General features: G+C 67.4%; 12 protein-coding genes. 7 read left to right on the top strand and 5 right to left on the bottom strand.

What is annotated here, in order from left to right:
* Nucleotides 1–2: 2 nt before the first annotated feature.
* The 3 genes from GSI01S_RS14105 to GSI01S_RS14095 all read right to left on the bottom strand — a co-directional run bounded on the left by GSI01S_RS14105 (nt 3) and on the right by GSI01S_RS14095 (nt 1,953).
* A complete protein-coding gene (locus GSI01S_RS14105; RefSeq protein WP_006897263.1) occupies nt 3–317 on the bottom strand; it encodes a helix-turn-helix domain-containing protein in 315 nt (104 codons plus the stop codon).
* A gap of 86 nt (nt 318–403) precedes the next feature.
* Complete coding sequence (locus GSI01S_RS14100; RefSeq protein ID WP_006897262.1) at nt 404–787, bottom strand: hypothetical protein; 384 nt, start codon at nt 785–787, stop codon at nt 404–406.
* Entirely contained in the window at nt 787–1,953 is a 1,167-nt protein-coding gene (locus tag GSI01S_RS14095) for a 3-ketosteroid-9-alpha-monooxygenase, oxygenase component (protein WP_039867754.1), read from the bottom strand. The genes GSI01S_RS14100 and GSI01S_RS14095 overlap by 1 nt, the downstream gene beginning before the upstream one ends.
* 157 nt (nt 1,954–2,110) lie before the next feature.
* Here GSI01S_RS14095 and hsaA point away from each other — a divergent pair, with 157 nt between their 5' ends.
* The 6 genes from hsaA to GSI01S_RS14065 all read left to right on the top strand — a co-directional run bounded on the left by hsaA (nt 2,111) and on the right by GSI01S_RS14065 (nt 8,060).
* Complete coding sequence (gene hsaA, locus GSI01S_RS14090) at nt 2,111–3,295, top strand: 3-hydroxy-9,10-secoandrosta-1,3,5(10)-triene-9,17-dione monooxygenase oxygenase subunit (RefSeq protein ID WP_006897260.1); 1,185 nt, start codon at nt 2,111–2,113, stop codon at nt 3,293–3,295.
* Between the two features lie 38 nt (nt 3,296–3,333).
* On the top strand, nt 3,334–4,248 hold the full coding sequence (hsaC, locus tag GSI01S_RS14085; protein WP_006897259.1) for an iron-dependent extradiol dioxygenase HsaC: 915 nt from the start codon (nt 3,334–3,336) through the stop codon (nt 4,246–4,248).
* A gap of 111 nt (nt 4,249–4,359) precedes the next feature.
* Complete coding sequence (gene hsaB / locus GSI01S_RS14080) at nt 4,360–4,935, top strand: 3-hydroxy-9,10-secoandrosta-1,3,5(10)-triene-9,17-dione monooxygenase reductase subunit (protein WP_006897258.1); 576 nt, start codon at nt 4,360–4,362, stop codon at nt 4,933–4,935.
* The gene (locus GSI01S_RS14075) at nt 4,926–6,122 is read left to right on the top strand and encodes a hypothetical protein (RefSeq protein WP_006897257.1); all 1,197 of its coding nucleotides are present in this window, start codon (nt 4,926–4,928) and stop codon (nt 6,120–6,122) included. Before hsaB ends, GSI01S_RS14075 begins: the two co-directional genes overlap by 10 nt.
* Before the next feature lie 26 nt (nt 6,123–6,148).
* Nucleotides 6,149–6,931, top strand: coding sequence for an SDR family oxidoreductase (locus tag GSI01S_RS14070; RefSeq protein WP_006897256.1), 783 nt, complete (start codon nt 6,149–6,151; stop codon nt 6,929–6,931).
* Nucleotides 6,924–8,060, top strand: coding sequence for a sulfotransferase family protein (locus tag GSI01S_RS14065; protein WP_006897255.1), 1,137 nt, complete (start codon nt 6,924–6,926; stop codon nt 8,058–8,060). The genes GSI01S_RS14070 and GSI01S_RS14065 overlap by 8 nt, the downstream gene beginning before the upstream one ends.
* A 43-nt stretch (nt 8,061–8,103) precedes the next feature.
* Here the strand turns inward: GSI01S_RS14065 and GSI01S_RS14060 are convergent, their stop codons facing one another.
* Nucleotides 8,104–9,603 carry an HNH endonuclease signature motif containing protein gene (locus GSI01S_RS14060; RefSeq protein WP_006897254.1) on the bottom strand — a complete coding sequence of 500 codons (1,500 nt, stop codon included), beginning with the start codon at nt 9,601–9,603 and terminating at the stop codon, nt 8,104–8,106.
* 86 nt (nt 9,604–9,689) lie between these two features.
* On the bottom strand, nt 9,690–10,559 hold the full coding sequence (locus GSI01S_RS14055; RefSeq protein ID WP_006897253.1) for an alpha/beta fold hydrolase: 870 nt from the start codon (nt 10,557–10,559) through the stop codon (nt 9,690–9,692).
* A 175-nt stretch (nt 10,560–10,734) separates the two neighbouring features.
* Here GSI01S_RS14055 and GSI01S_RS14050 point away from each other — a divergent pair, with 175 nt between their 5' ends.
* Nucleotides 10,735–11,961: an Nramp family divalent metal transporter gene (locus GSI01S_RS14050; RefSeq protein ID WP_006897252.1), complete on the top strand. Its 1,227-nt coding sequence runs from the start codon at nt 10,735–10,737 to the stop codon at nt 11,959–11,961.
* The last annotated feature ends 740 nt before the right edge of the window (nt 11,962–12,701 follow it).

Raw genomic sequence — 12,701 nt, 5'->3', positions numbered from 1 at the left:
CCTCAGGCCGCGCAGGCCAGCGCGGTCGGACGCGACGGCGCCGGGGCCGTCGCGGTCGGCTGCGTCTCGCGGAGATGCTCGCCGACCGCTACGGTCACGTCGCCCAATGTGGTGTCCAGGGCGCCGACCACGGCGGCGATCATCTCACTGGAGGGATCCTTTCGTCCACGCTCGATCTCCGACAGATACTGCACCGACACTCCGGCGCGGGCGGCGGTGTCGGCGAGACGTTCGCCCCGCCGGAGCCGAAGGCTGCGCAGATGTTCTCCGAGCGCTTCCCGGAGCAATGGTGTGCGGACGATCGCGACGACTCCCATGACTCCAAATTAGGCCAGGCGGCGAAGATGACGCCGCCGACTCTGCTCAGAGCAGAATCGGCGGCGTGGCTGTGGGGAGACCGACCTCACCAGTAGCCGTCGGGATCCTCTTCCGGGGACTCGCTCGGGATGATGCCCTCGGCGACCCCGTGATCGATGCTCGCCGACAGCCGCGGGCACGTGGGCAGCAGTGCGGCATTGCCGCCCGAGGCCCGGATCTCGGAGATCTGCGAGCACCGGGCCAGCGCGTCGTCGTTCCACTGGACGCTGGTGTGGTGCGCGCTGGTCTTCTTCACCATCACGTGTGCGTGGCATGTGCGGCACTCGATGTCCGTCATGCCGCCGGTGAGGTAGTGCTTGCGGTCCCGGGCGGTGGCGTCGGCGATCGCGGCGACGCGCTCGGGATCGCCGGCCCACTGCGGGGCCTTCGCCCAGCCGGGGACCGCGGCCCGCTCGTCGGCGCGAGTCATCAGACCGACGCGCCCTCGGAATCGTTGGCCTCGGCCTCGGCGGCCTCCTTCTCGGCCTGGATCCGCAGGTTCTCCTGGACTTCCTTGTTCCAGGTCTCCTGAGCCTTGGCGGTGTCGATCTCGTACTCGAAGCGGCCCGTCATCTCCTCGGTGACGTCGGCGACGTCCACGTAGAACTGCTCGTACCAGCGTCGCAGCTGGTAAACGGGTCCGTCCTCCTCCACCAGCAGCGGATTGTCGATGCGGGTCTTGCGCTTCCAGATCGCGACGTCCTGCATGAACCCGACTTCGACGCCCTTGGTGATCGTCTTGACCATGCCGTCGGTCTGCTCGGGCGAGAGCCCCTGCGGGATCTTCGCCATGACGCCGAACATGAGGACGAACGAGTTCGAGTCGATGGGGTAGTGGCAGTTGGTCAGAATCGTCTCGACCGAGTACTTGCCGTAGTACTGCACCATCGGGTTCAGCATGTAAGACGGGCCGTAATACGCGGCGATCGACTCCAGGCGGGTGTCGCCGTAGGCGGTCGAGATGCCGACGTCGGGGCGGCCGTGGCTGTTCATGTATTGCGCCGCGGTCTCACCTTCGAAGACGTTCTTGAAGTAGTCCGGCAGCGCGTAGTGCACGTAGAAGAAGTGCGCCATGTCGACCACGTTGTCGATGATCTCGCGGCAGTTGGAGCCCTCGATCACGAGCTTGTTCCAGGTCCACCCGGTCCACTCGTCGGTGCCGAACTCGGCGAGTTCGGGAATGATGACGTCCTCCGGCGGCGGGTTGCCCTCGGGATCGTTGTAGACGAAGACCTGGCCGTTGCGGATCATCGTCGGCCACGTACGGGTCTTGGCCAGCTTCGGGTGCCGCTTCGCGTAGGGCACCTCGGCGCAACGTCCCTTGCCGTTCCACTGCCATCCGTGGAACGGGCACGCCACGTTGTCGCCCTTGACGGTGCCCATGGACAGGTCGGCGCCCATATGGCGGCAGTAGGCGTCCAGAGTGTGGATGTCGCCCTTGCTGTCGGCCCACACCACCAGCTTGGTACCGAAGATCTCCAGCGAGTGGGTCTCGCCGTCGTTGTACTCGTCCACCAGGCCGATGCAGTGCCAGCCTCGCGCGAATCGGGTGGGGGGCGTGCCGGTGTCGATCTCCCGGATGTCGGTGTCAGCCATCTTCTCGGCCTCCTCGTCGGTCTCGTTTCGGGCTCTGGCCCGTCTGACTCGATAGTAGAACATGTTCCACTAGAATGAGAACGTGTTCTAGTCCAAAACGAGAACGTGTTCTAATATTGGTCGTAAGTCGATGACGGCACACGAACAGGAGTGACTCATGTCAGCACAGCGGAGCGAAGCCGCGCAGCAGGTTCTGGACAAGATCGATGCATTGCTGCCGGATCTCGCGCAGCGCGCGCAGTCCACGGAGGATGCGCGACGCATCCCCGCGGAGGTCGCGGACATGCTCCAGGAGACCGGCTTCTTCAAGCTCCTGCAGCCCGCGCAGTGGGGCGGTCACGAGACCGACCCCGTCACCTTCTACGAGGCGGTGCGCCGTCTGGCCACCGCCTGCGGTTCCACCGGGTGGGTCGCGGGCATCGTCGGCGTCCACAACTGGCATCTCGCGCTGTTCAGCCAGCAGGCGCAGGAAGACGTCTGGGGCGAGGATCCCAATGTCCGCATCTCGTCCTCGTACGCACCGATGGGCATGGGTGAGGTCGTCGACGGCGGCTACAAGGTCAACGGCTCCTGGGCATGGTCGTCCGGCTGCGACATCGCCGACTGGGTGGTCGTCGGCGGACCGGTCATCAAGAACGGCAAGCCGGTCGACTTCGTCAGCTTCCTGATCCCGCGGACCGACTACAACATCAAGGACGTGTGGAACGTCGTGGGCCTGCGCGGCACCGGCTCCAACACCATCGAGGTCAAGGACGTCTTCGTTCCCACGCACCGGGTTCTGAGCTTCGGCGTCATGAGCAAGGGCGCCGCTCCCGGGCTCGAGCGCAACACGGCGCCGGTCTACAAGATGCCGTGGGGCACCATCCACCCATCGACCATCTCGACCCCGATCGTCGGCATGGCCTACGGCGCCTACGCCGCCCACGTCGAGCATCAGGGCAAGCGCGTCCGCGCCGCCTACGCGGGCGAGAAGGCCAAGGACGATCCGTTCGCCAAGGTTCGCATCGCCGAGGCCGCCTCGGACATCGACGCCGCGTGGCGTCAGCTCTCGGGCAATCTGCAGGCCGAGTACGACCTGATCGTCGCCGGTGAAGAGGTGCCGATGGAACTGCGTCTGGCCGCGCGCCGCGACCAGGTCCGAGCGACGTCGCGTGCGATCGACTCCATCGATCTGCTCTTCGAGAACTCCGGCGCGCACGCACTGGAGAACGGGACGCCGATCCAGCGTTTCTGGCGCGACGCCCACGCCGGCCGCGTTCATGCGGCCAACGACCCGGAACGGGCCTACCAGGCCTTCGGCAACGGCGAGTTCGGCATCCCCATCGGCGACACGATGGTATAGCGCGACGGCCCGACTACTTGACGAGGAACGACGAACACATGACTGACGACCAGAGCCCGATCCGGTCTCTCGGCTACATGCGGATAGACGCCACGGACATGGACGCGTGGCGTGAGTACGGGCTGAAGGTGCTCGGCATGGTGGAGGGTTCGGGGTCCATCCCGGGCGCCCTCTATCTGCGGATGGACGACTTCCCGGCGCGCCTGGTGATCGTGCCCTCCGATCGCGATCATCTCGCGTGCTCGGGCTGGGAGTGCGCCACCGCGGCCGGGCTGCAGGAGGTCCGTGACCGGCTCAGCGCCGCGGGCGTCGAGTTCCGGGAGGGCACCCCGGAGGAGATCGCCGACCGCCGCGTCGACGAGTTGATCGTCTTCTCCGATCCCGACGGGAACGTCCTCGAGGCCTTCCACGGGGTGGCGCTGCAGCATCGCCGGGTGGTGAGCCCGTACGGCCACACCTTCGTCACCGGCGAGCAGGGCCTGGGTCACGTGGTCCTCACCACCACCGACGACGCGCGGGCGCTGACGTTCTACCGGGACGTTCTGGGCTTCCGGCTCCGCGATTCGATGCGGCTCCCGCCGCAGGTGGTCGGGCGTCAGGAGGGTGAGGAGCCGGCGTGGCTGCGGTTCTTCGGCTGCAACCCCCGGCACCACTCGCTGGCGTTCCTGCCGATCCCGAACAGCACCGGCATCGTGCATCTGATGGTCGAGGTCGAGAACTCCGACGACGTCGGCCTGGCCCACGACCGCGCGCTGCGCAAGAAGGTGCCGATGTCGGCCACGCTCGGTCGCCACGTGAACGACCTGATGCTCTCGTTCTACATGAAGACGCCCGGCGGCTTCGACGTCGAGTTCGGTTGCGAGGGCAGGCAGGTGGACGACACCGACTGGATCGCCCGCGAATCGACGGCGGTCAGCCTCTGGGGTCACGATTTCACGATCGGTATGAAGTAGGTCCGAGCCCGTTCCGCCGGTCGAGCGAGCGGAGTGAGTCGATCGCCCACTCCGTCCGCTCGGCCCGATCATCCGACCCACTGCATCCGACCCCACCGAAGGGAAACCGACATGACTCCGCACTCCCCGTACGGGACCGACGACTTCGACTCCCGGCAGTTCCGGACCGCGATGGGCCAGTTCTGCACCGGGGTCACGGTGATCACCACGCTCGACGAGGAGGAGAAGCCGGTCGGCTTCGCCTGTCAGTCGTTCGCGGCGCTGTCGCTGGACCCGCCGCTGGTCCTGTTCTGTCCGCAGAAGACGTCGCGAACCTGGCCGGTGATCGAGGCGCGGGGGCAGTTCTGCGTCAACGTGCTGTCGAACCGGCAGCAGGATGTCAGCGCGACCTTCGGCGCGCCGGGGGCCGACAAGTTCAAGTCGATCACCTGGGATCCGTCGCCCGCGGGGCTGCCGGTGCTGCGGCACAGTCTCACCTGGGTGGAGTGCTCGGTGGACTCGGTCACCGACGGGGGCGACCACTGGATCGTCATCGGGCGGGCTCAGATCCTCGGCGACGTGCTGCAGGACAAGCCTCTGCTGTTCTATCGCGGCGGCTACCTGTCCACCGAGCATCCGCGGGTGACGCCGGCTCAGGCCGAACTCGACAACTTCCTCACCTGGACCGGAGGCGACACGTGGCTGTGACCGAGCCCACGGAGTCGGTCACCGCGCCGTTCACCGCGGCGATCGCCGAAGCCGAGGCGCTGGTGCGCAGTGCGGACTTCGCCGAGACCGACGCCGAGCGCGCGGAGGGTCTCGACTATCTGGCGGGCGGCATCTCGTCGATTCTCCAGGTGGCACGCGCGGGGGAGAAGACGCATCCCTATTTCGTGACTTCCACGGGGCCGTACTCCAAGATGGGGCTCGACAACCCGGACACGCTCTATTACCACGCGACGGTGGTCCCCGAGGCCACGTACGTGGTGCGGGGCGTGCGCGGCACCACCGCTGATCTGGCCTTTCAGGTGATCCGGGGCAATTACACGGCGGATGAGGTCCCCGGCGGAGAGACCGCCTTCGACGATCGCGTGATCCCGATCGCCGACGACGGGAGTTTCGAGATCACGTTCGGGCCGGAGCGGCCGGGAGTGCCCGACGGCACCCACTTCGTGCTGGGTGAGGGCGCGACCATGCTCTCGGTCCGGGAGGTGTACAGCGACTGGGCCGCCGAGCAGAAGGGTTCGATCACCATTGAGCGGGTGGACACCGTCGGACTTCCACCCGCGGAACTCTCCACCGACCGGATCGCCAAGCGCTACGCCGTGGCGGCGAAGATGCTGACCTCGCGCGTGAACACATGGTTCAACTTCCCCAAGTGGTTCTACCTCGATGAGCCGGTCAACACCTTCACGGCGCCGCGCACCACGCCGGGCGGGTTGGCGACTCAGTACTCGTCGGTCGGTCACTTCGATCTGCCCGCGGGCCGGTCGATGGTGGTGACCGTGCCGTGCTCCGATGCGCCCTACCAGGGCTTTCAGCTCGGCAGCATGTGGTACATCTCGCTCGACTATGTGAATCATCAGACGTCGCTGAACTCGGCTCAGGCTCAGGTGGACCCGGACGGAATGATCCGGATGGTGATTGCGGCGAACGATCCGGGAATCGCGAACTGGGTGGAGACCACCGGCCGGCGGCGCGGCATCCTGCAGTTCCGGTGGCAGCGGACCGATGCGCCGATCACTGCCGAGCAGGGTCCCACGGCCGTGGTGGTGGACGATGCCGACGTTCCCTCGCATCTGCCGTACTACCGGGACAACCGGATCGACGCCGTCGGCTGGGCAGAGCGGATCGCGGTCCGGCAACGGGCATTCGCCCGCCGGATGCTCGGCTAGACAGGCTCGGATAGACAGGACGGGTAATGGCAGGTCTTCTCGACGGAAAGACCGTCGTCGTCTCCGGAGTGGGTCCGGCGCTGGGCCGTGCGGTGTGCGTGCGTTCCGCGGCCCAGGGGGCTCGCGTGGTGCTCGCGGCACGGACCGAGTCGCGGCTCGCGGAGATCGCGGCCGAGATCCGGCAGGCGGGCGGCGAGGCGCTGTCCGTCCCCACCGACATCACCGACGATGCCGCGGTGGCGAACCTCGTCGATCGGACCGTGGCAGAGTTCGGCGGGGTCGACGTCCTGGTCAACAACGCCTTCGCGGTCCCGTCGATGAAGCCGCTGGGCCGCACCGACTTCGACCAGATCACTTCCGGTCTCGACCTCACCGTGCTCGGCACACTTCGAGTCATCAAGGCGTTCACGCCCGCGTTGAGCGAGGCGAACGGGTCGATCGTGAACGTCAACTCCATGGTGATCCGGCATTCGGAGCCGCGTTACGGCAGCTACAAGATCGCTAAGTCGGCGCTGCTGTCGATGTCGCAGACACTGGCCACCGAGCTCGGCCGCGAGGGGATTCGGGTCAACAGCGTCGCGCCCGGATACATCTGGGACGACCAGCTGAAGTGGTACTTCGGCGAGGTCGCGAAGAAGTACGGGATCACCCCGGAGCAGGTCTACGAGCAGACCGCGTCGCGCAGCGATCTGAAACGGCTGCCGGAGCCCGCGGAGATCGCAGACGCGGTGCTGTTCCTCGCCTCGGACCTCGCGCGGGCGATCACCGGACACACCCTCGACGTGAACTGCGGTGAATACCATGACTGAGTCCCGAACCACTGTCGGCACGGTCGACGAACTGCACGAGGCGGCGATCCGCGCCGTCGGCCTCGAGGACTTCGGCGACACGGACTACCTCGAAGGTCTCGAGGTGCTGCTGTCGTCGTACGCGCAGTCCGCCGATCTGGAACCGTTGGGCAGCAAGATGTTCCGCTACTTCCTCAAGGGCGCGCTGATCGCACGGCTGCTCAGCGAGGCGGGGTGGAAGAACAACCCGGACTACGTGCGGGTGCCGGTGGAACGGCCGGTGTTCGTCACCGGACTGCCGCGGACCGGCACCACCGCGTTGCACAGGCTGCTGGCCGCCGACCCCGCCCATCAGGGGCTGGAGATGTGGCTGACGGAGTTCCCGCAGCCGCGGCCTCCGCGCGAGACATGGGACGCGAACCCGGTCTTTCAGCAGATAGACGCCGGGTTGTCGCAGCATCACGTGGAGAACCCGGAGTTCATGGGGCTGCACTACATGGGCGCGGCCGAGGTGGAGGAGTGCTGGCAACTGCTGCGGCAGTCGCTGATGTCGATCTCGTACGAATCGCTCGCGCACATTCCCGAGTATTCGGAGTGGCTCGCGCAGCAGGATTGGACGCCCGCTTACGAGCGCCACCGGCGCAATCTCCAGCTCATCGGCGGCAACGACGTCGATAGGCGTTGGGTGCTGAAGAACCCGAGCCATCTCTTCGCGCTCGACGCGATCATGGAGGTGTATCCCGACGCTGTCATCGTGCAGACGCATCGTGCGCCGGAGACGATCATCGGATCCATGTGCAGCCTCGCGGAGCAGGCGACGGCGGGCTACTCGCGTGCGTTCACCAGGGACCGGATCGGGCAGACGCAACTCGATCTGTGGTCGCGCGGTCTGCACGCGTTCTCTCGGGCGCGCGAGAAGTACGACCCGGCGCAGTTCGTCGACGTCGACTTCACCGATCTGAGGGCGGACCCGTTCGGAACCGTGGAGCGCGTGTACGACGCGATCGGTGCCGAGTTCACCGACGCCGCCAAAGGGGCGATGACCGCGCTCGACGAGGATTCCAAGTCGGGCGACCGCCGGCCGCAGCACAAGTACGCGCTCGAGGACTACGGGCTCACCGCAGATCAGGTGCGCAAGGCGTTCGCGTAGGAGCGGTCCACGCTCAGATCCTCGGGGCGCGGTGCTCCGCCGGTCAGGCGGCGATGAGGCGGGCGAGGTAGGCCTGGCCGCGGGAGTCGCCCGGTGCGGGCGGGGCGTGCGGACCCTGATCGGGCAGGAGTTCGGCGTGGTGGATCTGGTTGACCCTCCACCCTTTCCGAGGGTAGCGAGCAGCGACGGGTCGCCACGCGATGCGCCCGGCGTGTGGACCGTCGATGAGGAGCATCGTCTCCCAGTCGCCGAGGGCCTTGCCCACTGAGCGGTTGTGACGGCCGCACGCCGCCCCGAGGTGGTCGACATCGGTGGGACCGCCGTCCGCGTAATCGGGGAAGTGGTGGGCCTGGGTGCGGGCGAACGGTGCTGAGCATCCGGGGGCGGTGCACCCGCGGTCGCGGGCGAAGAGCATCAGCCGCTGGGCTTTCGACGCGAGGCGTCGTCCCCGACCCAGGTAGAGGGCCTGGCCGGTGTGGTGAGAGAACACCGCCAAATGCGGAGTCGCGTCGGCAGCGACTTCGATCAACTCAGCGACGGGCAGCCGAGTACCCGTCGCGGTCAAGGCGACACCCGCGTGCTCGCGCAGTTCTTTGTCTGTGACGGTGACGACGATCTGCGACGACAGCCGGCCGTTCCCGGTGGTTGCGGCGGCGGTCAGTGCGCGTTCGGCGTCGAGCAGCGCGACGAGGGCGTCGTGGCCGCGTTGTCCGGCGGTGCGGTCGTCGCGCTCGGCCGCAGCGGCGACCGCGGCGGGGTCGGCGACTTCGCACGCCCCGCGTGGAGACTCCGGATCTGCCGGGTTGTTCATGCCGGGTGCGGCCCACGAACCCAACAGGAGTTCGAAGCGGGCCCGCAGCGCCGGGGTCAGGGACGCAGTCACTTTGCTCATCAGCCGCCGGTCCTGCGGCATCAAGGCGAACTTGCGGTGCCGCTTGCGGTCCCGCTCGTCGGTCAGTGATCCGTCGGGGTCCAGGTGCGCTAGCAGCCGGATCCCGGCGGCTCGGACGCCGTCCGGGGTCAGCTCCCGCGCCACAGCAGCCAACTGGGCCTCGGCCTGTTCACGCGTCAGTGGGTCGACGGCGGCCGGGATCCTGTCCATGATCGCATCGATCTCCCGGACGTGGGCCGCACCGATGACCCCGTCGGTGACCGCATCGGCGGTGGCCGGGCGCGACGGTGGGAGGGTTTGGCCCTGTAGGCCGGTGAAGCGGCCGATCGCGGCAACGCTGGTCCGTCGGCGGCGGGCCTCACCGTCGCCCAGACGCAGTCCCGAGGACAGGTACTGATGCAGTGACAGGTAGCCGTCCTTGCGGTAGGCGCCGCGGTCGGAGACCTCCACCAGCAGCGCGGCGTCGACGGCGTCGAGCCGACGGTGCACTCGCTCGAGAACCTCGGCGATCTCGAGGAGCTGTTCCTCGGTGGCGGCGGTGAACCGGGCAGTGGCGAGTGCGACCGTCGCCCCCTCGATCATGGCGACCAGGGCGGCCGGATCCGTTGGCAGCACCGTTGACGGCTCGGCTTCCGTCTGATCTGCATCCATCCGACTCACCCCCTATCCGTGTCGTCGATCACTCACTATCCGATTGTATGTACGAAGCCTATCGCGGGGGTACGACAAGGCCTGGGTTACAAACCGCTACGGTCCAGGAATCCCTCGATCGCCGCGGCGAAGACCTCGTTGTCGTCTCCGGCAACCATGTGGCCTGCGCCGCTGACGTCGGCGGTCTCCGCGTGGGGGATCAATGCGCGCATGTGCTGCACGCCGGCGTCGCTCACAACATCCGACTTCCCGCCGCGGACGATGAGCGTCGGAACGGTGACGTTCCGGGCGGCCTCGGCCAGGCGTTCGGGATCGGTGTGCCGGCGCGGTTCGTCGCCGTCGCCCGATCGGATGAACTGCGGGTCCCAGTGCCAGTACCAGCGTCCGTCGTCGCGGCGTCGCACGTTCTTGCGCAGTCCGTCCAGGGTCGCCGGACGTGTTCGTGCCGGGTTGTACGCCGCCACCGCGTCGGCCACCTCCTCCAGGCTCGCGAATCCGTCGACGTGATCGGTCATGAACGCCTTGATGCGGTCGATGCCCGTCTGCTCCACGTTCACCACGATGTCCACCAGCACGAGCGCCGCCGCGGCCGACTGGTCCTCGCCCGCGGTGCAGAGGCCGGTGATGCCGCCGAGTGACGCACCGACGATCACGGGGGCGCCAGACAGTGTCGGCAACACGCCGCGCAGGTCGGAGACGAACGCCTCCAACCCGTAGTCGTGGTCGCGCGCCCAGTCGCTGTCGCCGTGTCCGCGCAGATCGATGGTGTAGACATCGCGTCCGCGCGAGACCAGGGCGGAGGCGGTGCGGTCCCACGAATGGCGGGTCTGCCCTCCGCCGTGCAGCAGCAGCGCGGGAGCGGCCGCGGGGCCGGAACCGTTCGCGCGCCAGCGGTCGCCGCGCAGTGTGAGGTCGCCGACTTCGACAGCGAAGGACTGCGGGACTGTGACGGTCATGATGGCGGCCTTCCGATGCGACGATTTCCTCTCTTGTGGGTACTACATATCGGAGTCGTCCGCGTGGGTGGGGTGTCGTGCGCGCCGGAATCGAGCAGGTGTCGACGCCAGTGGTGAGCATCCGCACATTAGAGTTCGGTTGACCGAATTATTTGTGAACGCCTAGCCTCATTACATGCTTCGCACAAGGGGTTCGGGGACTCGTCTGCGCGCCGTGGGCCTGCTGGGACCGGCGTTCGTCGCGGCGATCGCCTACGTCGATCCCGGCAATGTCGCGGCCAACATCACCGCTGGCGCGAAGTACGGGTATCTCCTCGTCTGGGTACTGGTCGTCGCCAACGTGATGGCGGTGATGGTGCAGTATCAGTCGGCCAAACTCGGGGTGGTGACCGGGAAGACGCTGCCCGAGACGTTGGGGCGGCGCCTGTCGCGGCGGTCGCGTCTGCTGTTCTGGGCCCAGGCCGAACTCGTGGCGGGAGCCACCGACATCGCCGAGGTGATCGGCGGTGCGATCGCCCTCAACCTGCTCTTCGGACTGCCGTTGCCGATCGGCGGAGTGATCGTCGGCCTGGTGTCGATGGCGATCCTCTCGATGGCCGATCGACGCCGACAGCGGCGATTCGAAACTGCGATCGTGGCGCTGTTGGCCGTGATCGTCTTCGGTTTCCTGGCCGGACTGCTCGTGAATCCGCCCGACGCCGGCGGGATCATCAACGGCATGGTTCCCCGGCTCGACGGCGCCGAGACTGTGCTGCTCGCGGCATCGATGCTGGGGGCGACGGTGATGCCCCACGCGATCTATCTGCATTCGTCCCTGGTGATCGACCGGCACGGTCAGCCGATCGGCGCCGGCCGCACGCGCAGGCTGCTCGCGGTCACGCGGATCGACGTCGTCATCGCGCTCGTGATCGCGGGCACTGTGAACATCGCGCTCCTGGTCCTCGCTGCGTCGAGTCTGTATGGACGCGAGGGCACCGACAGCATCGAGGGGGCGCACGATGCGGTGCGCGATGCGCTCGGGCCGGTGGTGGCGGCGGTGTTCGCCGTCGGTCTGCTCGCGTCCGGTATCGCTTCGACGTCAGTCGGCGCGTATGCCGGTGGCGCGATCATGGGAGGGTTGCTCAAGCGGCGGATTCCGATTCTCGTGCGCCGCGCGGTGACGCTGATCCCGGCGATCGTCGTCCTGGCGCTGGGTGTGAATCCGACGATGGCGCTGGTCATCTCGCAGGTGGTGCTCAGCTTCGGGATCCCGTTCGCAATCGTTCCCCTGCGTCGCTACACCGCAGACCGGGCCTTGATGGGCGAGTTCGCCGACGGCCGCCCGTTGCGCTGGGCCTCCGCTGTCGCCGCAGTCGCCATCGTCGTGCTCAACGTGGTGTTGATCGGTCTGACGTTCGCGTAGGTGCGCTGTCTGGGCGGGTCTGCGCGCGTGGTGGTTGGGGACGCTCGCCGTCGTCCCCAGGTTCGTCGAGTAGGCGTGTGAGCGTAGCGAGCGCGGCGTGTCGAGACATGGTGTGTGCGGTTGGTTTCGACTCGCTTCGCTCGCTCAACCAGCCGGGGGGCTCGTCGTCGTTCCGAGGTTTGTCGAGTAGGCGTGTGAGCGTAGCGAGCGCGGCGTGTCGAGACATGGTGTGTGCGGGTTGGTTTCGACTCGCTTCGCTCGCTCAACCAGCCTGGGGGGCTCGCTCAACGAGCCTGGAGGGGGTGCTCGTCGTCCCGAGGTTCGTCGAGTAGGCGTGTGAGCGTAGCGAGCGCGTCGTATCGAGACATGCTGTGTGCGGTTGGTTTCGACTCGCTTCGCTCGCTCAACGAGCCTGGGGGCCGCGCTCAACGAGCCTGGAGGGGGTGCTCGTCGTCGTTCCGAGGTTCGTCGAGTAGGCGTGTGAGCGTAGCGAGCGCGTCGTGTCGAGAGATGCTGCGCGCGGGATAGTTTCGACTCGCTTCGCTCGCTCAACGAGCCTGGGGGCTCGCTCAACCGGCCTGTGGGGGGCGCTCGCCGTCGTTCCGAGGTTTGTCGAGTAGGCGTGTGAGCGTAGCGAGCGCGGCGTGTCGAGACATGGTGTGTGCGGGTTGGTTTCGACTCGCTTCGCTCGCTCAACCGGCCTGGGGGCTCGCTCAACCGGCCTGTGGGGGGCGCTCGCC

This window comes from Gordonia sihwensis NBRC 108236, from assembly GCF_000333035.1.
Lineage (GTDB): Bacteria > Actinomycetota > Actinomycetes > Mycobacteriales > Mycobacteriaceae > Gordonia > Gordonia sihwensis.
This window is presented reverse-complemented; position numbering and strand designations above follow the sequence as displayed.

Coding starts and splice junctions, on each gene's coding strand:
- GSI01S_RS14105 (WP_006897263.1), bottom strand. CDS start 317: ATGGGAGTCGTCGCGATCGTCCGCACACCATTGCTCCGGGAAGCGCTC.
- GSI01S_RS14100 (WP_006897262.1), bottom strand. CDS start 787: ATGACTCGCGCCGACGAGCGGGCCGCGGTCCCCGGCTGGGCGAAGGCC.
- GSI01S_RS14095 (WP_039867754.1), bottom strand. CDS start 1,953: ATGGCTGACACCGACATCCGGGAGATCGACACCGGCACGCCCCCCACC.
- hsaA (WP_006897260.1), top strand. CDS start 2,111: ATGTCAGCACAGCGGAGCGAAGCCGCGCAGCAGGTTCTGGACAAGATC.
- hsaC (WP_006897259.1), top strand. CDS start 3,334: ATGACTGACGACCAGAGCCCGATCCGGTCTCTCGGCTACATGCGGATA.
- hsaB (WP_006897258.1), top strand. CDS start 4,360: ATGACTCCGCACTCCCCGTACGGGACCGACGACTTCGACTCCCGGCAG.
- GSI01S_RS14070 (WP_006897256.1), top strand. CDS start 6,149: ATGGCAGGTCTTCTCGACGGAAAGACCGTCGTCGTCTCCGGAGTGGGT.
- GSI01S_RS14065 (WP_006897255.1), top strand. CDS start 6,924: ATGACTGAGTCCCGAACCACTGTCGGCACGGTCGACGAACTGCACGAG.
- GSI01S_RS14060 (WP_006897254.1), bottom strand. CDS start 9,603: ATGGATGCAGATCAGACGGAAGCCGAGCCGTCAACGGTGCTGCCAACG.
- GSI01S_RS14055 (WP_006897253.1), bottom strand. CDS start 10,559: ATGACCGTCACAGTCCCGCAGTCCTTCGCTGTCGAAGTCGGCGACCTC.
- GSI01S_RS14050 (WP_006897252.1), top strand. CDS start 10,735: ATGCTTCGCACAAGGGGTTCGGGGACTCGTCTGCGCGCCGTGGGCCTG.